The organism is Blautia sp. HCN-20427 (assembly GCF_037890365.1).
Lineage (GTDB): Bacteria > Bacillota > Clostridia > Lachnospirales > Lachnospiraceae > Blautia.
The window spans coordinates 193,929-216,246 of record NZ_JBBKBX010000001.1 but is presented as its reverse complement, the minus strand read 5'-3'; the positions used below and the strand labels follow the sequence as shown (position 1 = coordinate 216,246).

Sequence of the window (22,318 nt, the reverse complement as noted above, 5' to 3'; positions counted from 1 at the left end):
AATCAATAGCCTGTTGATGCAAAAGAATTCTATATCATTATCCGAATGGGCAAAAGTCCGCAATGGATATTTGCGCAGCAATTTTGCTTTTCCGGCTCAGTAAGAAGCCGGAGAAGCGTCAATCCATGTGCTGTATCCGGCACGGCGAAGGGTGTTTTCCATTTTCACCGCATTGGCAAGATTCCGAAAGGCGCCTACCTGTACTTTATAGACACCGTCCTGATAAAGAAGAAAGGCGGGGAAGCCTTTATCCTGAAGCTCATACAGCATATTTTCAGCATTGGCGCGGTTTCTGAATTCTCCGGTCTGCACCCGGTAGTATATGGAATCCGGGGCGGAAGGGTTCTCTACGGTTTCTTCGTCTAAAGTCCCCAGAATGGCAGAGGCAATGGACTGGGCAATTTCATCAAACTGATTGTCAAAGAGGGCATTGTCCTGGTCTGTGTTGATGAAGCCTGTTTCAATGAGCACAGCAGGCATTTTGGTGCGGCGAAGTACCACCAGGCCGGGGCGGGCTGTTACGCCGATTTCCCGAAAGCCCAATTCTCCCAGGGCTCCGTTAATATTTTCTGCCATATCCAGTTTTTCACCGGATTTGTCATAAACAAGGGTTTCCACACCGCTGTATTGATTCGGTTCCGGACTGGAATTCCTGTGAAAAGAAATGAAAAAATCAGCCCCTGATTGATTTCCAAGCGTAGCTTTTTCAAAGGGGGTCTGGTAGACATCCGTGGTTCGGGTGTACTCTACGTCAATTCCATTTTCTGAAAGAATCTCGCCTACTGCAAGAGCCAGGCGGAGATTATCGTCTTTTTCCTGTCTGCCGTTGTAGGTGGCGCCAAAATCGGCACCCCCGTGACCGGCATCAATCATTACCTTATGAGCCATAATTCACCTCATGAAATGCAGAACTTAAAACACTCTCTATTCAGCATATGCAGAGGGGAGGGGAAAAGTCACAGACAAGTGAGATTTCTTGAAAACAAGTATGAAATTCGCTATACTGAATGAAAACGAAGCGGTGCAGGAATTTTGTGCAAAAGAAAAGGGAGAAGAATATGAAGAGAAGGATAACTGCTGTTTTGTTGAGCAGTATTTTGCTGCTTACATCCTGCTCCTTAAATGAAGCAGAGCGGGGAAAATTGGTAAAAGAAGATCAGGAACAAGAAAAAAATGTAGAATTAACACTCTTTTATTCAGGAGAAAACACGAATTGGATTGCTGCAATCCAGGAATTGTGCGAAGAATTTATGAATGCATATCCGGACATTACATTGCAGATGGAATATTCTTCTACGGAAAGTTATACAGAGGAACTCAAAACAAAGGAAGCGGTAGAGGAATTTCCAGATATTTTTGAAATAGATAATCCTTATATGTTTGAAAGTGCGGGAAAATTGGGGGTGATTGATGAAAGTATTGGAAAGTTAGTAGAAAATCCGGTACGAATAGAGGGAGAAATCTACGCGTTGCCCTTCTACAGTACCTCTTATGGGATTGTGTATAATCAAGTGCTGTTCAAGAAATATGGCCTTTCGGTACCGAACACATATAAAGAATTTCTGGAAGTGTGTAAAGTTCTGAAACAAAATCAGGTTGCTCCACTAGCCATAGGAGGAAATGAAAATTCGGTGGAGAGCGGATGGATAAATTACTTTTTCTTGACTCAGGTGGAAAGTCGGACTCCCGGTTGGCAGGAGAAAAAGCAGAAGGAAGAAGTATCTTTTGCAGACCCTGACATGGAGCATGCTCTGGAAGAATTTCAAAATCTGATGACTGGGGAGTATGTGCTAGAGGATTCGATTCATATGGGGGACAATGAAATTATCAGTCGTATGATAAATCAAGAAGTTGCTATGTATTACGGCAATCCTTCTATGCTTGCGAAAATATGGGAAGCATACCCAAGAGCTGTGGATTCGGATAAGACGTCTATGGGAAAAGAAATAAAAAACGATACCGTGCAGATAAGATTAGGCTGGTTTTATATGCCGGATAACGAAGGGAAAAGTGTGGTTATCGAGAAAACAGGGGCGAAATGGGCTGTGTCTGCAGAATGCATGAAGGATAAGAAAAAGAAAGGGGCTGCAGAAACATTTTTGAGGTTTTGCTATGACAGAGAGCATTACCGGGAAATTTTGCAGACCATGTATGCCATACCCGTGACAAAGGATGCTGTGCTCTACGCTGCTCCTATGGTACAGCAGGGCGTTTTAACGGACTATCGCTATGCCGAAAGAAGTACTGAGTTTCTGGGAAATACAGATACACCGGAGAATTTTCGAACGGATATGGAAACGGTGCTGAATTCGGTATCAGCGAATACTATGAGTGTAAAGACCGCAGTGAAACTTTTAGATGAAAGCTGGCAAAAAGAAATAGAGGGACAAGTGCCATGAAAGAATTTAAGAAGCAGGACAGATATGTCAGTTTGTTCACAAAACTTTTTGGGACACTGGTGTTGATAGGGATTGTACCTTTAGTTGTTATGGGGATTTCTATTTACAATGTGTATTTGAATTCATTGAAAGAAACTTTGCTATCTAACATGTATCGGACTACTCGTTCTATAGGGCGGAATGTGGAAGATTTATTTAGTGAAATGAGCGAAAACACAAAATATTTGTATACACACCAGGTAGAAGATTACGGGTATTTGTATGAAATTTTAGAGAATGAAGAGTTATCCGAAAACAAGAAAAAAGCGGCGATTACAGATATGCTGAGGGATATTTTATATATGAATCAGCACATTGAAGATGTTATTTTTATTCTTCCGGACGGAAGGATTTATACAGTTATGCGCCCCCCGGAAGCGGTGGCAGATACAGACAAAATTTTGGCTTGGCATAGAGAAAACTTTCAGTCGGATTCTAAAAATATGCAGATACTGCCATCACATATGCCGGATTATTATGCAGGAAGTAAGAAACAGACTTTTTCGGTTGCAAGAAATATTATGAATATCAGGACAGTACAGACGGCAGATACAGAGATTCTCGGAACTTTGTATATAAATACTAACAGTTCTTATCTGGACGGAGTGATACACGAAACGAAGCTGGAGGAGGGAAGCAGAATTTATCTGGTGGACAAAGAACAGAAAAATTTTGCTTATAATCCTTATGAAGAGGAAATATTTACAGATAAGCTGGGAGAGTATCTTGAACTTATGACGGAAGAATATCAGTACATAAGAACAGAAGGAGACTATTACATTTATAGTCAGATACCAGGCAGCAGTTGGATGGTGCTGGAGAAAATTCCCTCTTTTTATTTGGAAAACAGTTACCGAAGCATTCGGAATATTACACTGGCTGTTATCGGTGTTGGAATCGTCCTCCTTGGAATTTTATATTACCTGTATTCTAAAAAAATGAATCGTCCCATACGGACATTGAAAGAAGCAATGGAGCAGATTCAGAAAGGGAAGTTGGATACTCGTGTGCAGATAAATTCTAATGATGAAATTGGATTTCTGTCCAGAGGATTGAACAGCATGACAGAAAAACTTCAGATGCATATTCGCAAAGTATATGTGGCAGAAATCAAACAAAGAGAAGCAGAAATAGAAGCGTTGAAAACCCAGATTCGGCCGCACTATCTGTATAATACATTAGATGTTATTCGTATGACAGCGATTACGAATGATGATGATCAAACTGCAGAAATGTTGGATGGATTGTCCGGACAGCTGAAATATCTGATTGGAAATGCCAGAGACAGAGTAACCTTGCAGGCGGAGTTGGATAGTGTGCGAAATTATTTTAAGATTATTCGGGTGCGTTATGAAAACAAGATGACTTTGGAAATTGATGTACCGGAAAATCTGCTGGATTTAGAAGTACCGCAGCTGGTTCTTCAGCCCATTGTGGAAAATTCTGTAAAATATGGTCTTCGTCCAAAAGAAGGTGGCAATGGAGTTGTAGCTATACAGGGAGAAATACAGGAAGCATTTCTGGAACTTACGATTATGGACAATGGTGTGGGGATGTCAGAAGAGAGATTGAGGTATATTCAAAAACTTTTAGAAGATGAAACGGAAAAGTGTCAGGAGGAAGAAAGTTCGGGCATTGGTATTAAAAATGTATATGAGCGTATTAAACTGATATTTGGAGAAGAATATCGTATTGAAATCAGCAGTTTTGAAAATATAGGAACCATAGTAAAATACAGACTGCCTGTGACAAGAGCAGGGGAACAGGAGAGGGAAAAAGAGTATGTTTAAAATCATATTGGCAGATGATGAACCCATTATTATTAAGGGAATGCAGAAAATGATAGAATGGGAAAAATTAAATGCTGAGATTGTAGCAGAAGCAGGAAATGGTGCAGAGTTGCTTGAAAAAATCAGGGAGTTTGAACCGGATATTGTAATTTCGGATGTAGCCATGCCTAAGATGACAGGACTGGATGTTATCAAGGAGATTCAGGATAATCATTGGAGTACCAAGGTAATATTTTTAAGCGGTTATCAGGAATTTGAGTATGTACAGAAAGCTATTCGCTACGAAGCCATAGAATATTTACTGAAGCCAGTAGGAAAAGAGGAATTAGAGCAGGCTGTTTTAAAAGCAGAGAAAACACTGAAAACAGATTATCCTATGGAATACTGGGAGAAAGAGAAGGACGATATGCAGACTGTTTTTCGGAAGATGAATTCGGAATCGGAATGTAAGGAGTTGTTTGAACATTTTGAAGCTATGGGGCTTGACACGGAAGATACTGATTTTACAGGTGTCTGTTTTTCTATACCTTTTATATTTTACAAGAAGTTGGGAAACCAGAATATGGCAGAATTAATCCGCTTTTCTATTTTCAAAAAAATAGAAGAAATGTTAAGAACACACAAAAATGGATTTGCGATTAAAAGAGAACCAAACAGCAGCAATATGATTTTGTTGAATAGGGAAAGATTTGGAGGCCATTCGCTGGAACAGCAGGTTTTGGAAATCAGAGAAAAAATTTATCGGGAATATAAGGTGTGGCTGATTACGGGAATTGGGAATACAGTAGAGCATATAACGGATTTGAAGTTTGCGTATAAAACGGCAAAATTCTGTTCGGAACTGCACTATTTTAATCAAGAAGAAATTATACGATATGGAGAAATAGACAGAAACTTTAACAATTCTTTTGAGGATTACAATTATAAATATAAAGAATTGATAAACAGTATTTTAATTCGTGAGGAAAACTGGGCGCAGAAGTTGGATGAGGTGTTAGAGATTATCGAAAATTTGCATTATGGAAATCGATATGCGGCAGAAAACAGATGTATTGCTATGGCTATGGATTTATATTCGGAATTGGAAGAATGCAGGGTTGTATCAGAAGAAGACAGGAAAGAATACGATGCTATGGTAGCCAGAATCCGAAATCAGTCCAGTTATGAAGAACTGAAAAAATTTGTGAGAAAACAGTTGGGAGAGTTTTTGGACAAGTGTGGGAATGGAGAAAAGACAATAGAAAATAATACGATTCGAGTGGTAAAAAACTATATACAGGAACATTACGCGGAGGAGTTAAGTCTTGGAACATTAGCCGAAATTGCATATATGAATCCCTATTACTTCAGTGCTTTTTTCAAAAAAGAAACAGGACAAAATTTTAAAAATTATCTGGCAGAAGTACGAATGAAAGCCGCTGTCCGACTTTTGATGGAATCTGATATGAAGACTTATGAATTAGCCGAAGCGGTGGGATATCGTGATGTAAGGAGTTTTACAGAAAAGTTTAAGGAGTATTTTGGTGAAAGTCCATCGGGGTATAAAAAAGCCCGGCGGTGTTAAAATATGTGGTTTTTTATATAAAGTGTTGTGGTGTTTTTAAGTATGAGCTATAGATTTGTTGTAACTGCACAAAGGATATGCTATTCTTGCCTCAGTACAAAGGTACGGAAAATATTTAAAGGGAAAGAGGGAATTTAAATGAAGAAAAAATGGATAGCAGTATTACTGACATTGGCTATGACAGGTTCTATGGCAGCTTGTGGTTCTGGCAGTGGAGCTAAGAGCGGTTCCGGGGACAAGGATGAGGCAAAAGAACAGACAGTGGAATTGTGGACCTGTTGGACAGATGGGGCAGATACAGCCAAAGCAGGAGAAGAGCAAATTAAAAAATTTGAGGAGCAAACCGGAATTAAAGTGAATCAAACAAATTTTACTTATGATATGCTTCATGAAAAAATTCTGACTGCAGCAGCAGGCGGAAATGTGCCGGACCTTATCTGGGGGCTGCCAGAGTATATCGGTGAATTTTACAATATGGGAATATTGGAAGATTTAACGGAACGGTTTAATGACTGGGAAGATAAAGATGCTCTTTCAGAAGCTGTTGTCAAAGCTATGACCATTGATGATAAGATTGTAGGCATTCCATATGAAATGACAGTAAGAGCATATCTTACACATACAGAAGATTTAAAAGCAGCAGGAATTGAAGTTCCCAAGACATGGGAAGATTTGCTGTCAAATGGAGGATATTACGAAAAGAATGGAAAATATCTGACAGAACTGGCTTGCACAGGAGTTCGTTCTGCACAGGAATTATTGGTATATCTGGCACAGTATGACTTGGAAATTGCCTCTGCGCAGGATGACGGAAAATATAAAAACACATGGAAAGATAATGACGAGGAAATGGAAAAGGCAACTAAAGTTTTCCAGATGTATCAAGATTTGGTCGATAAAAAAATTATTGATGAGAATTGTAAAAACTGGGGGTGGGAAGAAACCGATGAAAACTTTGCTACAGGTATTACATCTACATATGTGACTGGGAACTGGTTGGCAGAAAGAGAAACTTCCAATCCGGATACAATGGAAGATGTTGCAGTTTCTGCTATCCCATATCCGTCAGACGGGCATCAGGCTACTTATATGGAATGTAAACCATTATTTATTCTGGCAGACAGCAAAAATAAAGACGCTGCATTTGAACTGGCAACAGCTATGTGCAGTAAGGAATGGCAGGAAGCCGGCTTCCCGGATCGCTCTCCACGTTCTGATGTTTCTACGGACAGTAAGTGGAGCAAAGATTTCCAGGCTCTGGCAGATACAGGAGTTACGTTTCCTCCAGTTACTTTAGGCGGAATTACTCAGGCTATGCAGGATGCCATAGCAAAGGTCCTTCAAGAGGGAGAAACGCCGGAGACAGCAGCAGAGTGGCTCAGTGATGCAGTAAATGCTTCTTTATCCGATTCGGGCGAATTGAGTGAATAAAATCAGGAATACGAATTTGAGGCTGCCGCAGAAAACAGAGAAATTTTAAGGATGTTTTATGCGGACAGCCTCTTTTTTCCTGAAATTAGAAAAAGCAGTGAAAGAAAAGAGGAGAAGCGTATGAAGACAATAAAAAAACTCACGAGAGAACAGAGAATGAAAAGAACTGCGCTGTTTATGCTGGCACCGGCTATTGTGTTTCTTGCTTTGCTGATTGCTTTTCCGCTGGGAAAAGTAGTACATGATGCATTTTCGCATGTCCATTTAATTAATAAATCTATGAGTGGATTTGCAGGGTTGGAAAATTTTAAAACCATTGTTTCAGATGAACATTTTGGACAGGCCGTAAAAAACACCATTAGTTGGACCGTGTTCTCCGTACTGGGAGAATATGTACTTGGTATGATAACAGCAGTTTTATTAAATCAGAAATTTAAAGGAAGAGCCATTTTCAGGACCTGTATCTTTATTCCATGGCTTGTACCGATTATTGTGGCAGGAATGACATGGGACTGGATATTGAATCCTGAATTTGGAATTATTAATTATGCATTAACCAGTCTCAACATTATAGATGCTCCTATTAATTTTCTGGGGGATAGCCGATATGCTATGGCAACGGTTATTTTTGTAAACATATGGAGAAGTTTTCCATATTATACGATTTCTTTCCTGTCAGCTTTACAGTCTGTGCCAGGAGAACTTTCTGAAGCAGCCGCCATTGACGGTGCAGGCATATTTAAGCGGTTTTTTTGTGTGACATTGCCCCAGCTGCGTTCTGTATCACTGGTTATTGTGTTTATTCATATCATTTGGACGGCGGTGAATTTTGATTTTATTTGGGTAATGACGGAAGGTGGTCCCAATTATGCAACGGAAACTCTGCCGATTATGATTTATCGTTATTCTATGAAGAAGTTTGACGTAGGTGCAGCCTCAGCGCTGTCTACAATGATGTTTACTATCATGGTGATTTTGTTTACAGTTTATTATCATAAAAGAAGCAAACTCAGCGATGAGATGGCGTAAGGAGGAGGGAAAATGATGTTAAATAAAAGAAATCGACGAATTAGTAAAATAGTCACATATGCGTTGCTGGTGATTTTTTCATTGTACTGTATTTTCCCATTTATCTGGATGCTGATTTCTGCATTAAAGCCAAAGACAGAAATTCGTACAGCTACCCCGACTTTTCTGATTCAGGAACCTACACTGGAAAATTTTCACAGGGTACTGGTGGATGCCGGATTTCTACGATACATTAAAAATAGTTTATTTGTATCCATTGCAGCCTGCCTTTTGTCTATGGTCATTGCAGTTATGGCTGGATACGCATTGAGTCGCTATTATAAATTAAAGGCAGTCAAATTGTCCAATTTAGCTATGATGCTTTCTCAGATGATACCAGGGGTATTGCTTCTGGTGCCGCTGTATTTGATTATGCAGAAATTGAACATTCTGGAATCTTACAAATCGTTGATACTAGCTTATACAACCTTTGTCATTCCGCTTTGTACCTTTATGATGAGCAGTTTTTTTGATACTGTACCTTTGGCTCTTGAGGAAGCAGCGGAAATTGATGGATGCAATAAAGCGCAGACTATTTTTAAGGTGATTTTGCCGCTATCTTTGCCAAGCTTGGTGTCTACAGGATTATATGCCTTTATTAATGCATGGAATGAATTTATGTTTGGATATATTTTTATTTCTACCGACGAATATCGAACACTTACTCCTGCAATCATGCTTTTTAAAGGGGTAAATACAGTAGATTGGGGCGGTTTGATGGCCGGTTCTGTTGTAGCAGTGATACCGGTGACTTTGATTTTCTTATTTTTGCAGAGATACTTCCTTGCAGGACTTATGAGTGGTTCTGTAAAAGGTTAATGTATATATGATGGAGGAAATTGCAAATGAAACGTATAAAAATAGAAGAGAATGGGATAAGATTAGTTTGGGAAATTACAGATGCAAATGAAATCAAGCTGCTGCATTTTTCGACTTTGGATTTTGAGGAAAAGTACATGGTATCAGATACGGGAACACAGTCCTTTTATCCAGTGGAAATTTTGGTATCCGGGCAGGACAGAGTAGGGGAACGGCATGGGCATAAATATACCCAGACTTCTCCAGGATATCGAATGAAATATAAAAACTTCGAAGATTACAGAAACGAAAAAGGAAGGAAGCTGGAAATTACTACAGAAGATACAATCACGGGATTAGAAGCAATAAGCCATATGCAGTTTTATGATGGTATTTCTGTGGTTCGTTCCTGGACAAAAATTATTAACAAAGGAGAGGAAGCACAGGGGTTGGAATATGTATCTTCTTTTTCTCTAAACGGAATTGATAAAGAGGGTATAGAGGCTTTTGATGAAAAAATAGAAATCGCTATTCCGCACAATGCATGGCAGAAAGAACTATGCTGGCAGACCTATACTTTAAAGGAACTGGGCTTATCTGTTTCTCAGCCAGGTATTATGCATCGTTCATCAAAAACCATTGGAATCAGCAATACAGGAAACTGGTCGACTAAAGAATATCTTCCTATGGGGTATTTACATAATAGGGAGACGAACAGTTCCTTGTTTTGGCAGATAGAGCATAATGGATCCTGGTATTGGGAAATCAGTGACCAGGACGGTCATGTCTATCTGAAATTGAGCGGGCCAAATGAACATCACAACCACTGGTGGAAAAACCTGCAGCCGGGAGAAACATTTGTAACGGTGCCTGTAAGTGTGGGAAGTTGTGTGGGTGGATTTGATGAAGCTATGGGAGAACTCACAAAATACAGAAGGCAGATTCGGAGAAAAAATGGAGATAATGAGCATCTCGGCGTAATTTTTAATGATTATATGAATTGTCTGTTCGGTGACCCTACTACAGCGAAAGAACTACCGCTGATTGATAAGGCTGCGGAAGCTGGATGTGAATATTATTGTATTGACTGTGGCTGGTATTCTAAAGGCTTTTGGTGGGATGGAGTAGGAGAGTGGATTCCGTCAAAAGAACGTTTTCCCGGCGGTTTAAAGGAAGTTATGGACTATATCCGCAGCAAAGGTATGATTCCTGGTGTTTGGCTGGAATTGGAAGTTATGGGAATTAAATGTCCGAAGGCAAATAAGGTTTCGGAGGACTGGTATTTTATGCGCCACGGAAAACGGGTGTTTGACAGAAGCAGATATCAGTTGGATTTCCGAAATTCAGAAGTTCGTGCGCATGCGTCTTCCGTTATTGATAGGCTGGTTACGGAATATGGAGTAGGATATATTAAAATGGACTACAATATAGAGCCGGGTATTGGAACAGAAACTAATGCAGATAGTGCGGGGGACGGTCTTTTGGAACATAACAGGGCATATTTAGCCTGGCTTGATGGAATCTTTCAAAAGTATCCAGGGCTTGTAATAGAAAACTGTTCTTCTGGTGGATTACGTATGGATTATGCTATGCTGTCAAGATACAGCATTCAATCTACCAGTGACCAGGAAGACTATGTAAGATATGCTACAATTGCAGCAAATGCACCGTCGGCTGTGACGCCGGAACAGGCGGCTGTTTGGTCTTATCCTCTGACAGAAGGGGACTGTGAAGAGGTAATTTACAATATGGTGAATGCCATGATGCTTCGGATTCATCAGAGTGGACATTTGGCAGAACTTAGTACAGAGCGATTTCAGTATGTGAAAGAAGCTTTGGAGTACTATAAGCGTATTCGGGGCAATTTAAAGACAGCACTTCCGTATTGGCCACTGGGAATTTCGGATTACGAAGATCCATGGGTGAGCCTGGGATTAAAAGCTCAGAGAGGAGAGTATCTGGCTGTGTGGAGAAGAGAAAGTCAAAGTCAGATAAAAGATTTGCCATTAAAACATTTGAAAGGAAAAGAGATTACAGTAAGCTGTGCATATCCCAGAGAGGGAAAATGCGCATATGAATGGCATAAAGAGGCAGGCGTATTGACTGTAAAGTTGCCTGAGAGAATTAGTGCAAGAATCTTTGAAATTCGGGAAAATAGGTAGGAAAGACAGCAAATGTTGCCACATGGATGTGATTCAAAAGCAATTCGTGTGGCAGCATTTGTTGTTGTCTCATTTTATTTATGCTATATTAAAAAAGACTTATAAAAAACAGGAGAAGCATAGAAAAGATGAAAAACTTAACAAAAGGAAATCCTGTAAAACTTATGCTGGAATTTGCTCTTCCGGTGTGTCTGGGAAACATTTTCCAGTTGTTTTACAGTCTGGCAGATACCAGAATTGTAGGCAGTGTTCTGGGAGAAACTTCGCTGGCTGCTGTAGGCGCCACTACGGCTGTCAGCACATTGCTTATCGGCTTTTTACAGGGACTGACCAATGGATTTGCCATTGTAGCGGCTCAGAGTTTCGGCTCTGGAAAGACAGAACGGCTTAGAAAAGCGGCGGCGGGGACCTTGCTTTTGGGGACGCTGACCACGCTGGCTATTACCGTTCTTGCATTAGCGGGGCTAGAGGGATTCCTGAAAATCTTGAATGTACCGGAAACTCTGTATGCGGAAGCAAAAGGCTATATTCAGATTGTACTTGCAGGTATGATGGTAACCATGCTTTACAATGCATGTGCAGGTATTCTGCGGGCCGTAGGCGATACGGTGGCGCCGCTTTTATTTCTCATGTGTGCGGCTTTGCTGAACGTGGGACTGGATATTTTATTTATGGCTGTAGTGCCGTTAGGCGTACAGGGAGCAGCCTTGGGAACTGTGCTGGCGCAGTTGGTGTCCGTGGTTTTAAGTATAGGGTATATGTGGAAAAAGTATCCGGTATTTCACTTGAAAAGAAAAGATTTCAGAATTGGAAAAGCAATGATAAAGCAGATGTACAGTTCCGGCCTGTCCATGGGGATGATGATGTCGTTGGTCTTTTTCGGAACGTTGGCGCTGCAGTGTGCCATTAATACTTTTGGCAATGATACCATTGTGGCCCACACAGCCGCCAGAAAAATATCGGAATTTTATTTCCTTCCCATCTCCGTTATGGGAGTGACTATGGCAACTTTCTGCGGCCAGAATTTCGGCGCAGGAGAGTACAAAAGAGTGCGTCTGGGAGTAAAAAATGCTTTGATGATTACCTGGGGATGGGCGTTTCTGGTAATTCTTATGAGTTATACCATCGGCCCGTTTCTCATTCATCTGGTAACAGGAACAACAAAGACTTCTGTGGTGGATACGGCAGTACTGTATCTGAAAATCAATGCTCCTTTTTACTTTATTGCAGCGGGAATCAACATTTTCAGAAACACGTTGCAGGCCATGGGAGACCATATTACACCGGTGGTATCCAGTTTTATCGAACTGGCGGGAAAGGTGGCGATTGCCCTTTTGCTGACACCGGTTTTAGAATACATGGGCATTATTGTGGCGGAACCGATTATCTGGTTTCTCATGATTATTCCGTTGGTTATAAAACTGAGGAAGGTACTGAATAACTCTTCACTTGGGAATCTGTGACATTGGAGGCATATTCTACCAAAATAGAACACTCACCCATAAAATTTTAATTAAATTTTGCATTTCGCCTTTCTTTGCCAGGGGAAAAGTGATAAAATTCAAACCAGTGTATACCAAAAGAAAAGGACGGAAGGAAACATGAAAAAACCACAGATTGACGCGGAAAAAAAGAAGAAATGGGATAATTTCTGGTACTATTACAAGTATCATGTGCTGGCAGGTGTTTTTATTCTGTTTTGTATTATTATTTTCGTGAAGGACATGAGAGGCAAAGTGTCTTATGACTATACGGTGGCCTTTCTGGGCGAATACGGAATTGCCCAGGAGGACAGCACAAAGCTGCAGAAATGGTTTGAAGAGCATGCCGAGGATTTAAACGGGGACGGAGAAGTGCACGTGCAGATTGCAGATTACAGTATGCCATCTGATGACAGCGAAACCGTTGACCCCCAGATGGTTATGGCCAGTCAGACGAAGCTGACCGTGGATATGCAGGAAGGCACAAGCATGATTTACTTTGTAAGTCAGGGAAATTATGATAAATTCAAAGATATGGGTGTATTTCCTGAAGACTGGGAAACTTATAAAAAAGCAGAGGACTGTTCAGGTTACCAGGAAGCCGGAAGTCCTGTATCCATAAAGGGAACAGGCATTACGATGCGAATCGTAGGTGAGATAGAGGATCAGAAGACGAGGGAGTCCTGGGAGAAGTATTATGATGCAAGTGAAAAACTCATGAATGCATTTACAGGGGAATGAGTTCTTTTCAGAACTCATTGTATTCCCCGATTAAATTTTTAATATCCTGCATTTGATTATCCGTGGCAGTAATGGCATGTGCACACTCGGACAGCTTTCGGCTGATGAGTTCATATTGTTCATTGCTGCCTAAATCTTTTTTGTAACGAAGCTGGTGTTCCAGACTGGCCCAAAAATCCATGCCGATGGTGCGAATCTGGATTTCCGCCCGCATAGGAGTTTTGCCTTCTGCAAAGAAGACAGGAATCTCCACAATCATGTGATAGCTGCGGTAGCCGTTGGGCTTGGGATTCTGGATATAGTCCTTAATCCGAAGAATGGTAATGTCATCCTGCTCGGAAAGGAGTTTGGCAACAGAATAGATATCGTCAATAAAAGAGCAGATGACGCGGATTCCTGCCACATCGTTTAAGTGTTCCCGGATATTTTGCTCTGTAAAATCGTACCCCAGTCTCTGGAGTTTATTATAAGTGCTCAAAGGCGTTTTAATGCGGCTTTTGATGGAGGAAATGGGATTTCGTTTATAAGTAATGGAAAATTCATCGTCCAGAACCTCCAGTTTGGTGCGAATTTCCCGAATAGCGCAGCGGTACATCATCATGAGAGAATTGTAATAATCTGTATTCTTGATAAAACGCTCCGGATAGAGAATATCGAAGGCTTCGGAAGTATCGGCCTTTTTGTCCAGAGTTTTGTCTTCTGTTTTCAAAATAACACCTCTTTCTTGCTGTAAAAGTATATGGAAAGTATAGACGAAAAACGGGGACACGTCAATGGAAGAGAGGCAGGAATCCGAAGAATTTAGGCGAAATTACAAGAAAGAACCTATGGAAATCTGAAAAGAGGTATAGTATAATGAGACGATACAGGAAAGGGATAGAAAGCAATGTTTGGATATATAATGACAGATAAGCCGGAGTTAAAGGTGAAGGAATTTTACCGATATAAGGGATATTACTGCGGGCTGTGCCAGGCTCTCCGAAAGGAATATGGTTTCCGGGGGAGAATGACATTGACTTATGATATGACGTTTCTGGTCTTGTTTCTTACATCATTGTACGAGGCAGATACGAGAGAACTGCAGCTGCACTGTCCCGTTCATCCGGTAAAGAAAATCCCCATGCTGCAGAATGAACTGTCAGCATATGGGGCGAAGATGAACATTCTTCTGACGTATTTTAAGTTTGAAGATGACTGGAAGGATGATAAAAGTCTGCAGGGAGCAGCAGGAATGCGGCTTTTCAGAAAAAAGGCAGAAACCATATGCCGGGAATACAAAAGACAGGCGCATGCCATCCAAAAACATTTAAAAATTCTGTCTGCCTATGAAGAAAAGCAGGAGAAAAATTTGGATTTGGTGGCAGGGGCTTTCGGAAATCTGATGGCAGAACTTTTTGTTTACCGACAGGATATGTGGGAGGAAGAACTGCGAAAGTTTGGATTTTATCTGGGGAAATTTATTTATATCCTGGATGCCTACGATGACCTGGAGGAAGACCGGAAGACAGGTTCTTATAATCCCCTGAAATATCTGCAGAACAACTGTAAAACAAGAGAAGCCTACGAAAAGACCGTACATGAAGTTTTGCTCATGATGATGGCAGAGGCCACCGGGGCTTTTGAGAAGCTGCCGTGTCTTATGGACGCCGAGATTCTGAGAAATATTCTCTATCGGGGCGTGTGGTCAAAATATAACAAAATACAAAAAGAGAGACAGGAGAAAAGAGAGAATCATGGTAAATAATCCATATGAGGTGTTGGGAATTTCCCCAAACGCATCCAATGACGAAGTAAAGAAAGCATACCGGGATTTGAGCAGAAAGTATCACCCGGATTCTTATGTGGATAATCCCCTTGCGGGACTGGCAGAGGAGAAATTTAAGGAAGTTCAGGAAGCCTATGACCAGATTATGAAGGAAAGAGACGGCGGCTATCAGAGCGGCTACGGAAATTTCAACGGTTACGGCGGCCAGGGAGGTTATCAGGAAGCGCCTTCCGGGCAGGACGGTGCACAGCTGCAGGCAGCGGCGAATTATATCAATGGACGCCAGTACCAGCAGGCTTTAAATGTGCTTTCCAGAATTCAGAACAGAAGCGCCCATTGGTATTATTTAAGCGCTTGCGCCAATATGGGAATGGGAAATAATGTCAATGCTTTAAATCTGGCAAGACAGGCGCAGAGTATGGATCCGGGAAATCCGGAGTACAGCAATCTGGTGAATCGTCTGCAGTGGAACAGCAACCGTTATCAGGGCGGAGGAAGTCCCTATGCAGGAAATGGCGGAAGTACCTGCGGAACAGGAAATATGTGCTGTGACCTCTGGTGCGCAGACAGTCTTTGCGAGTGTATGGGAGGCGACCTTTGTTCATGCATGTAAATGCGAAGAAAACGGCAGTTTCGGGGCTTTTGATGGCCCTGTCTGTGCTGCTCCTTGTGCTGAGCGGAGTTCTGGATTTCAGTACCTTGTTTTTTCTGGCAGCCGCAGCGTTCTTTGTGGGAATTATCATTAAGGAATACGGTCTTGGTTACGGCGCAGCCTTTTTCACCGGCTGTACAATTCTGGGATTTCTTCTGGCACCACAGAAATTATACTGCATTACTTATGCCATGATGGGAATTTATGTGCTGGGTGTGGAAGCGCTTTGGCAGTATTTGGGGAAACATCCTACCTGGAATCACAGGAAAATGATTTTTACGGCAGGGAAATTCGTGATTTTTAATCTGATGTATCTCCCTGCACTGCTGCTGTTCCCAAAGCTGATTTTTGCAGGGGAACTTTCAGAGAAATTGATACTGGTCTTTTTACTGGGCGGACAGGCAGCATTGTTTGTGTACGATAAGGCCTATGAATACTTTTTGGTTCAGATGTGGGGACAGGTCAGAGAGAAACTTTTCAAATGAGATAAGGAAGAATCAGGATGAATATGATAGATATACTGGCAGGACCGGTCATTGGTGCAATTATCGGTTACTGTACCAATTATATAGCGGTGAAAATGTTGTTTAAGCCATTGAAGCCTGTGAAAATCGGGAATTGGACGCTGCCCTTTACACCGGGAATCATTCCCAAGGGGAAAGCCAGAATGGCAAAGGCCATGGGAGAAGCAGTGGGTGACCATCTTCTGACGAAGCAGGATTTGGAACAGATATTGCTGTCAGATGAAGTGAAAAAAACCGTGGTTCAGGCTGTAGGCAGTGGTCTTCAGACCATACAGAGCAATGAAGATACGGTGGAAACCTTTCTGGGACATTATGTAGAGCAGGAAGATTATGCGCAGATGAGGGGCAAACTGGAGAACTTCATTACAGAGAAGATTTCAAATGGTCTGGAGCAGATGGATGTGGGTGCAATTATTGCAGAAGAAGGCGCCAAAGAAGTGAAAAACAAGTTCCAGGGCAGCATGGTTTCCATGTTCTTAAACGATGATTTGATTCAATCGATTGCCGTGCCCATTGGAAATAAGGTGGGAGAGTATATACGGGAAAACGGCAGGGAAAAAATTCATCCTCTTGTGGTAGGTGAAATTGCGGCAGCAGAGAATCTTCCGGTGAAGCAGCTTATGGAAAAAATTCCGCTGGGACAGGAGAAAGTTCTGGAACTGGTAGAAGCTGTTTATGTGAAGTTCGTGGGAGAAAAGGCGGGAGAACTGGCTGAAAAATTCCACATTGCACAGGTGGTTGAGGATAAAATCAACGAGATGGATGTACTGGAAGTAGAGCATATTCTGCTGGGAATTATGAAAAAAGAATTGCATGCAGTGGTAAACCTTGGGGCTCTTATCGGCTTTATCCTGGGACTGCTGAACTTGTTCTTTTAAGAAAATCTGTTCAGGAAATGCCTGTCTGCTAGGTAAAGCAGCAGGCATTTTTCATGAGAAAGTACAGGAAATAGGTCAGAGCCAGCATGTCTGCGCTGCCGCCGGGGCTGATGTTTTTTTCTGTAAAACAGCGGTCTAAATCAGGTAAAATGTGCAGTTGCTGTTCATAGGAAGAAGCCTCCAGGAAAGCAGAAAGTTCGGTTCTGATTTTTAATGCAGTTTCATAGCTGCTGCGGATGATGAGGTTCGTATCTTCGGTGTGAGCTATGTAATGCAGGAGTACGAAAAGTCCGGAATCATTCAGTGAAAAACCGGATTTTCTGACATTCTCAAAGAGGGGCAGTCCTTCTGTTAAAAGGTGAGGGAATCCCTTGCAGGCCTCTCCTCTTATGCCCGTAATGTTATGAAGCAGGTAGAGTTTTTCACCGTTGGATTTGGGCGCAAGGGGATTGATGTGGTCATAATCCCGAAGCAAATCTGTAAGCATAAAGCGGCAGATATTGCCCAGAAGAGCGGGAAAATCCGGGGCGCAAAAATCTGTGGCATGAAAAGCTTTTGCATAGCCTGCTGCAGCGCAGAGAATTCCGCCGGAAAAGATAATTCCTTTGTGTGTATTTACTCCTCCGGTGGCAGTCAGCATATGGTTTTCTGCCTGAACTCCCAGTGTGCGGAGCTTCTGGAAAAGCCTGGGGAGTTCTTCAGAAGTGCCGGAAAAGGTCAGTCCTTCTCTGGCGCAGGCTATGAAATAAGGGGTGAGGGCATAGGCGCTGCGGATAAACGTAGTCCGGCACATATCTTTGTGGGAACCGTTGTGCAGGCGGTCTACAAGCCCTGGTTTCAAAGCAGTGTTCACTTCATAAAACAGGGCTTTCTGCATCATAAGTCCAACATGAACAGACATGCGTTCACAATAAAAGCTGTCTATAAGTCGTACAGTGTGCTGTATCAGTTCTTCGGCGCTGTGGGTTCTGGAACGTCCGCAGAGGAAAGCGGGATTCTGACAAATCAGGCAGGTGCGTTCCGGAAATCCCAGTTCCCGGCGGGAGACTTTTGTGCCGTCAGGACGCAGTACATCCAAGTCAAAGAGCCGCCCCAGAGGGTGGTTTTCTTCCTGAAAAAGCAGATATTCTTTTATGCGTTCCGGTTCCAAATCCAGGGCAAAAATAGCTTCGTACCCGGTGTTTTCTTTCTGTTCTTTTTCTTCTAAAATCTTTCCACGAAGTATGAAAATTCCTTGGTGAATGAGGTCATATCCCAGTGTATACAGCCATTTGGTATAGGGGAATACCTTCACCGGACCGGCGATATTTAAGGTGAAGCTCAGCAGAGAACGGGGCCTTTTTTGCAGCATTTCCTGTTGAAGGTATGCGCGTTTTTCTCTTGCGTCTAAAATTTCGGGCAGGGTAATAGGGCGTCCTTTGGCCCATACGGAATGGTTCATGATAAGTCTCCTGTGGCTGCTAATTGTTGTTTTAAACGCTGTCCCTCCGGGGAAATCAGAAAGGCATAGGTGGTTTCAGGCACAAAGTTTTCCAGTTCTTTTAGGTCTTCCGGATTTTTGCTTAAAAACTTTTTCCGTACGAAAGTGGCGCTGATAATGGTATCCTGATATGCACATCTGGGGATTTCTGTTACTTCAATTCCATAAACGGGAAGCGTTTTTTTCATCTGTTCGTTGTAGGCTTTTGTGATGGCGGAAAAGGGTTCTTCTCCCACAAAACGCCGGGTGATATGAAAAGCTTCTTTGAAATAAGTTCCGAAAATCATCAGGTCCAGAAGAGCGGTTTTGTCAGAAACCGTGGCTTTATCCTTTAGAAAATAGTCGGGAAAAGTAGCGTGGGAAATCAGATATTCCGAACTTCCATGCACCTGTACATTAGGAAAATCTGTACAGCCTTCTTTTACCAGTTTCAGGCGGATATCTGCCGGGAATTCGGAGGAATCCGCAGACAGGACAAAGACATGCAGCAGGTCACACATAGCAGCCGCAGTCTTTACCAGATACCGGTGACCGTTGGTAAAAGGATTGGCATTCATGACAATGGCGCCAATCCTTTTACCTTCTTTGGCAGGGGAAAGAGCAGCTTCTCTGGTTACATATTCCCGGATTCCATCCCTGCGGTTCTCCATAAGCAGCATATCCTTTGTCTGAGTAATAGGGTAAAATCCCATGTCGGAAAACATCTGCAGATATATGGGTTTTGTGAACAAAAACAAGTGGGAAAGACCCTCTGCAGCAGCATTTTTTATAAGCTGGGTCATGAGGAGAGAGAGGCAGCCTTCCCCTTGAAATTTAGGATTAATGGCAATACATTTTAAAGTGTTTTTGTGGCGGGAACCACAGCCTGCCAGTTCTCCATCCTGGGTTTTTAACAGTACAGTGTATTGAATCTGTGTATCATAAGATAAATCATTTTGGGATAAAAAGACTTTCAGTTTTTCCAGTTTTCTTCCGTGAAACGGGAAACCTTCTTCTAAATAAAAATGTTCGGAATCCATGAGTGGGTCCTCCTTTTCCGAGTTGTGATAAAAACAGTGTAACATAGAAAGGCGGGGGTGGCAATGAGGGGAAAATGGAAATGGCACATTTTGAAAAAATAATTTCGATACAAAGAGAACAGCAGGAAACGATATATAAAAGTGTCCAAAATCATGATTTTTATAAATGTCAATAAATTTAAAGAATATAAGGGAATTGTATTTGACAGTTAAACATGTTCGAAATATAATTGTGTTTATAAAATGAAAGATTTACGAGTAGAAATGGAGGAATTCCTGTATGAGAAAAGAATTAAATATAAAACAAAAGCGGGTTATGATTTATTTTATTACTGCCGCAAAAGAATTGATTGAATCCGAAGGGGTGGAAAAATTGACTGTGCGGAAAGCAGCGGCAGCAGCAGGATATAACAGTGCTACTTTGTATAATTATTTTGAAGATATGGAAGAGTTAGTGATATTTGCCTCTATGGGATACTTAAAGCAATATATTGTAGATTTGGAAAATACGCTGGAAGATTCTATGAATGCACTGGAACGGTATAGGACAATCTATAAGGTTTTTGGAAAGACATGTTTAAAAAGACCGGAAATTTTTTATTATCTCTTTTATGGAAAGTATAAGAAGAAATTAAAGAATGTCATTTCAATATACTATGAACTTTTTCCGGATGAACTGGGACATCACGATGATGATATTATTAAAATGCTGACGCAGGGAGAAATTATGGAAAGGGACAGAGCCATCATGCCGTCTTTGGTGGAACAGGGATTTGTGGCAGAAGAAAACGTGAATCAAACGGTTGTTCTGATGACAAGAATGTTTCAGTCCTACTTATACGATGCTTGGCAGGGACATGATACCAGACAGATAGAGGAACAGATGAAACTGGTTATGGAAACTTTTGACTATATTATGGATAAGGCAGCGCCTCAAAAGTAGGTGAGGATATCAGGCACATAAAAGATATATATGTAGAAGGGAGCGGTATATATGGGTATGCAAAAACAAATAGAGGATTTATTACAGGACAGAGTGTTTGAGATTTTTTACGGCATCAGTCAGATTCCCAGACAGAGTTTTCATGAGGAGCAAATTAGCAGATATCTGGTGGAATGGGCCCAGAAAAGGGGATTATTCGTTGTGAGAGACAAACACAATAATGTACTGATACGAAAAGCCGCTTCTAAGGCAATGGAAAAAGAAGAGGGACTTATTTTACAGGCACATATGGATATGGTTTGTGAAAAAGCTCTAGCATCCACGCATGATTTTTCTAAAGACCCTATTCCCTGGAACATAGAAGGAGATTATCTGACAACAGGAGGAGAAACTACGCTGGGGGCAGATGATGGAATTGGTATGGCGTTGGCCATGGCGTTGTTGGAAGAGGAAGGCGAATATCCGCTGTTGGAGGTGCTTCTGACTACAGCGGAAGAGGAAGATTTGTCAGGAGCAGCAGGGTTTGACACCAGCCTTTTGCAGGGAACCAGGATGATTAATTTGGATAATGCCAAAGATAACGAAATTCTGTGTGGAAGCTGTGGGGGAGAGGCTGTAGAAGTGAAAATACCTTTAAACAGAGAGGAAAAGAAAGAGGGATGGAAACTTTTTGAACTTTGCATTACTGGATTAAAAGGCGGTCATTCGGGAGAAGACATACATAGAGGGCATGGAAACGCAAATAAGTTTTTGGCAAGAGTACTGTTAGAATTGGAAAAGGTGACAGAACTAAAAATTGCCAGGATAAAAGGTGGTACGTTTCGTCTGGCCATTCCGAGAGAAGCGAGTCTGGTGCTGGCATTGCCCCAAGATAAGGAAGAGGAGGCAAGGGAAAAGTGTGGACAGGTGTATAAAAACTTAAAGGAAGAGTATCTAAGTGCAGCAGAAAAGCTGGAAATAAAAATGTGTCCATATAACGGGCAGATAACAGAAGTTCATGATGCGGAAAAAATTATCCATATGATAATGTTTTCACCAGACAATATTTTTGAGATGAACAGTGATATGGAAAATCTGGTAAGCAGTTCAGATAACATGGGAGAATTGTATCTGACAGACGGTATGCTTCACATTGTATATGAAATTCGTGCTGCCCGAAATTCTGCCAGAGATTATATTGCACAGGTTATTGAACATCTGGCTGAAATGATGGGAGGAAGTTCTCAGGTACATTCTGCTTATCCCGGTTGGGATTATCATGCAAACTCTGTACTTCGGAAGTTTGCAGTGAAAGTGTTTATAGAACAAAATGGACAGAAACCAATATCCCGCTGTGTACATGCCGGCTTAGAATGTGGCTGCTTTTTTGAAACTATGCCGGAATTGGATGCTATTTCTATAGGACCAAATTGCGAAGGACTTCATTCCCCTCAAGAAAAGTTAAGCATTTCTTCTACGAAAAAAATGTACAAAATTTTAAAAAAGATTATAGAAGAAATGTACAAATGACATAAACACGATTGACAAATAAACGTGTCTATGCTATGGTTTAGTGTAGTAAAACGATAGTGAGTGACAATGAAG

Annotated in this window: 19 protein-coding genes; 15 read left to right on the top strand and 4 right to left on the bottom strand. The window is 41.5% G+C overall.

Annotated features, from left to right (window positions below; translation table 11 throughout):
- Nucleotides 1-96 precede the first annotated feature (96 nt).
- Nucleotides 97-888 (bottom strand): N-acetylmuramoyl-L-alanine amidase, encoded by a 792-nt coding sequence (locus WKT17_RS00980; protein WP_173749936.1) that lies wholly within the window; start codon nt 886-888, stop codon nt 97-99.
- A gap of 170 nt (nt 889-1,058) precedes the next feature.
- Between WKT17_RS00980 and WKT17_RS00975 the strand changes: the two genes are divergently transcribed.
- The 9 genes from WKT17_RS00975 (at nt 1,059) to WKT17_RS00935 (ending at nt 13,473) form a co-directional block, all read left to right on the top strand.
- Nucleotides 1,059-2,399 carry an ABC transporter substrate-binding protein gene (locus WKT17_RS00975; RefSeq protein WP_173749935.1) on the top strand — a complete coding sequence of 447 codons (1,341 nt, stop codon included), beginning with the start codon at nt 1,059-1,061 and terminating at the stop codon, nt 2,397-2,399.
- Nucleotides 2,396-4,228 (top strand): cache domain-containing sensor histidine kinase, encoded by a 1,833-nt coding sequence (locus WKT17_RS00970; protein WP_291682185.1) that lies wholly within the window; start codon nt 2,396-2,398, stop codon nt 4,226-4,228. Before WKT17_RS00975 ends, WKT17_RS00970 begins: the two co-directional genes overlap by 4 nt.
- Nucleotides 4,221-5,792, top strand: coding sequence for a response regulator transcription factor (locus WKT17_RS00965; protein WP_291682187.1), 1,572 nt, complete (start codon nt 4,221-4,223; stop codon nt 5,790-5,792). The genes WKT17_RS00970 and WKT17_RS00965 overlap by 8 nt, the downstream gene beginning before the upstream one ends.
- Before the next feature lie 138 nt (nt 5,793-5,930).
- Nucleotides 5,931-7,223, top strand: a complete 1,293-nt coding sequence (locus WKT17_RS00960) for an ABC transporter substrate-binding protein (RefSeq protein WP_291682189.1) — start codon at nt 5,931-5,933, stop codon at nt 7,221-7,223.
- A 120-nt stretch (nt 7,224-7,343) separates the two neighbouring features.
- Complete coding sequence (locus WKT17_RS00955; RefSeq protein ID WP_291682190.1) at nt 7,344-8,252, top strand: carbohydrate ABC transporter permease; 909 nt, start codon at nt 7,344-7,346, stop codon at nt 8,250-8,252.
- Between the two features lie 12 nt (nt 8,253-8,264).
- On the top strand, nt 8,265-9,110 hold the full coding sequence (locus WKT17_RS00950; RefSeq protein WP_226853698.1) for a carbohydrate ABC transporter permease: 846 nt from the start codon (nt 8,265-8,267) through the stop codon (nt 9,108-9,110).
- 26 nt (nt 9,111-9,136) lie between these two features.
- The gene (locus WKT17_RS00945) at nt 9,137-11,251 is read left to right on the top strand and encodes an alpha-galactosidase (protein ID WP_291682193.1); all 2,115 of its coding nucleotides are present in this window, start codon (nt 9,137-9,139) and stop codon (nt 11,249-11,251) included.
- 128 nt (nt 11,252-11,379) lie between these two features.
- Nucleotides 11,380-12,714, top strand: coding sequence for an MATE family efflux transporter (locus tag WKT17_RS00940; RefSeq protein ID WP_173749929.1), 1,335 nt, complete (start codon nt 11,380-11,382; stop codon nt 12,712-12,714).
- A 138-nt stretch (nt 12,715-12,852) separates the two neighbouring features.
- A complete protein-coding gene (locus WKT17_RS00935) occupies nt 12,853-13,473 on the top strand; it encodes a hypothetical protein (protein ID WP_291682195.1) in 621 nt (206 codons plus the stop codon).
- A 7-nt stretch (nt 13,474-13,480) separates the two neighbouring features.
- On the opposite strand, the gene WKT17_RS00930 is transcribed toward WKT17_RS00935, so the two are convergent.
- The gene (locus WKT17_RS00930) at nt 13,481-14,182 is read right to left on the bottom strand and encodes a GTP pyrophosphokinase (protein WP_330489630.1); all 702 of its coding nucleotides are present in this window, start codon (nt 14,180-14,182) and stop codon (nt 13,481-13,483) included.
- A gap of 177 nt (nt 14,183-14,359) precedes the next feature.
- Here WKT17_RS00930 and WKT17_RS00925 point away from each other — a divergent pair, with 177 nt between their 5' ends.
- The 4 genes from WKT17_RS00925 to WKT17_RS00910 are packed head-to-tail and all read left to right on the top strand — an operon-like array spanning nt 14,360 to nt 17,292.
- Complete coding sequence (locus WKT17_RS00925; RefSeq protein WP_173749927.1) at nt 14,360-15,217, top strand: DUF5685 family protein; 858 nt, start codon at nt 14,360-14,362, stop codon at nt 15,215-15,217.
- On the top strand, nt 15,207-15,851 hold the full coding sequence (locus WKT17_RS00920) for a J domain-containing protein (protein WP_291682197.1): 645 nt from the start codon (nt 15,207-15,209) through the stop codon (nt 15,849-15,851). The genes WKT17_RS00925 and WKT17_RS00920 overlap by 11 nt, the downstream gene beginning before the upstream one ends.
- On the top strand, nt 15,842-16,375 hold the full coding sequence (locus WKT17_RS00915) for a hypothetical protein (protein WP_173749955.1): 534 nt from the start codon (nt 15,842-15,844) through the stop codon (nt 16,373-16,375). The genes WKT17_RS00920 and WKT17_RS00915 overlap by 10 nt, the downstream gene beginning before the upstream one ends.
- A gap of 17 nt (nt 16,376-16,392) precedes the next feature.
- Nucleotides 16,393-17,292, top strand: coding sequence for a DUF445 domain-containing protein (locus tag WKT17_RS00910; protein WP_173749925.1), 900 nt, complete (start codon nt 16,393-16,395; stop codon nt 17,290-17,292).
- A 28-nt stretch (nt 17,293-17,320) separates the two neighbouring features.
- Here WKT17_RS00910 and citX read toward each other — a convergent pair whose 3' ends face one another.
- Together citX and citC are read right to left on the bottom strand one after the other, a co-directional pair.
- Nucleotides 17,321-18,733, bottom strand: a complete 1,413-nt coding sequence (gene citX, locus WKT17_RS00905; protein ID WP_173749924.1) for a citrate lyase holo-[acyl-carrier protein] synthase — start codon at nt 18,731-18,733, stop codon at nt 17,321-17,323.
- On the bottom strand, nt 18,730-19,791 hold the full coding sequence (gene citC / locus WKT17_RS00900) for a [citrate (pro-3S)-lyase] ligase (RefSeq protein ID WP_291682199.1): 1,062 nt from the start codon (nt 19,789-19,791) through the stop codon (nt 18,730-18,732). The genes citX and citC overlap by 4 nt, the downstream gene beginning before the upstream one ends.
- Before the next feature lie 280 nt (nt 19,792-20,071).
- Between citC and WKT17_RS00895 the strand changes: the two genes are divergently transcribed.
- Nucleotides 20,072-20,734 (top strand): TetR/AcrR family transcriptional regulator, encoded by a 663-nt coding sequence (locus WKT17_RS00895; protein ID WP_173749922.1) that lies wholly within the window; start codon nt 20,072-20,074, stop codon nt 20,732-20,734.
- Nucleotides 20,735-20,785: 51 nt separating this feature from the next.
- Nucleotides 20,786-22,243 carry a beta-Ala-His dipeptidase gene (pepD, locus tag WKT17_RS00890; RefSeq protein WP_291682202.1) on the top strand — a complete coding sequence of 486 codons (1,458 nt, stop codon included), beginning with the start codon at nt 20,786-20,788 and terminating at the stop codon, nt 22,241-22,243.
- Nucleotides 22,244-22,318 lie beyond the last annotated feature (75 nt).

Coding starts and splice junctions, on each gene's coding strand:
- WKT17_RS00935 (WP_291682195.1), top strand. CDS start 12,853: ATGAAAAAACCACAGATTGACGCGGAAAAAAAGAAGAAATGGGATAAT.
- WKT17_RS00945 (WP_291682193.1), top strand. CDS start 9,137: ATGAAACGTATAAAAATAGAAGAGAATGGGATAAGATTAGTTTGGGAA.
- citX (WP_173749924.1), bottom strand. CDS start 18,733: ATGAACCATTCCGTATGGGCCAAAGGACGCCCTATTACCCTGCCCGAA.
- WKT17_RS00895 (WP_173749922.1), top strand. CDS start 20,072: ATGAGAAAAGAATTAAATATAAAACAAAAGCGGGTTATGATTTATTTT.
- WKT17_RS00910 (WP_173749925.1), top strand. CDS start 16,393: ATGAATATGATAGATATACTGGCAGGACCGGTCATTGGTGCAATTATC.
- WKT17_RS00940 (WP_173749929.1), top strand. CDS start 11,380: ATGAAAAACTTAACAAAAGGAAATCCTGTAAAACTTATGCTGGAATTT.
- WKT17_RS00920 (WP_291682197.1), top strand. CDS start 15,207: ATGGTAAATAATCCATATGAGGTGTTGGGAATTTCCCCAAACGCATCC.
- WKT17_RS00960 (WP_291682189.1), top strand. CDS start 5,931: ATGAAGAAAAAATGGATAGCAGTATTACTGACATTGGCTATGACAGGT.
- WKT17_RS00980 (WP_173749936.1), bottom strand. CDS start 888: ATGGCTCATAAGGTAATGATTGATGCCGGTCACGGGGGTGCCGATTTT.
- pepD (WP_291682202.1), top strand. CDS start 20,786: ATGGGTATGCAAAAACAAATAGAGGATTTATTACAGGACAGAGTGTTT.
- WKT17_RS00925 (WP_173749927.1), top strand. CDS start 14,360: ATGTTTGGATATATAATGACAGATAAGCCGGAGTTAAAGGTGAAGGAA.
- WKT17_RS00950 (WP_226853698.1), top strand. CDS start 8,265: ATGATGTTAAATAAAAGAAATCGACGAATTAGTAAAATAGTCACATAT.
- citC (WP_291682199.1), bottom strand. CDS start 19,791: ATGGATTCCGAACATTTTTATTTAGAAGAAGGTTTCCCGTTTCACGGA.
- WKT17_RS00965 (WP_291682187.1), top strand. CDS start 4,221: ATGTTTAAAATCATATTGGCAGATGATGAACCCATTATTATTAAGGGA.
- WKT17_RS00970 (WP_291682185.1), top strand. CDS start 2,396: ATGAAAGAATTTAAGAAGCAGGACAGATATGTCAGTTTGTTCACAAAA.
- WKT17_RS00975 (WP_173749935.1), top strand. CDS start 1,059: ATGAAGAGAAGGATAACTGCTGTTTTGTTGAGCAGTATTTTGCTGCTT.
- WKT17_RS00955 (WP_291682190.1), top strand. CDS start 7,344: ATGAAGACAATAAAAAAACTCACGAGAGAACAGAGAATGAAAAGAACT.
- WKT17_RS00915 (WP_173749955.1), top strand. CDS start 15,842: ATGCATGTAAATGCGAAGAAAACGGCAGTTTCGGGGCTTTTGATGGCC.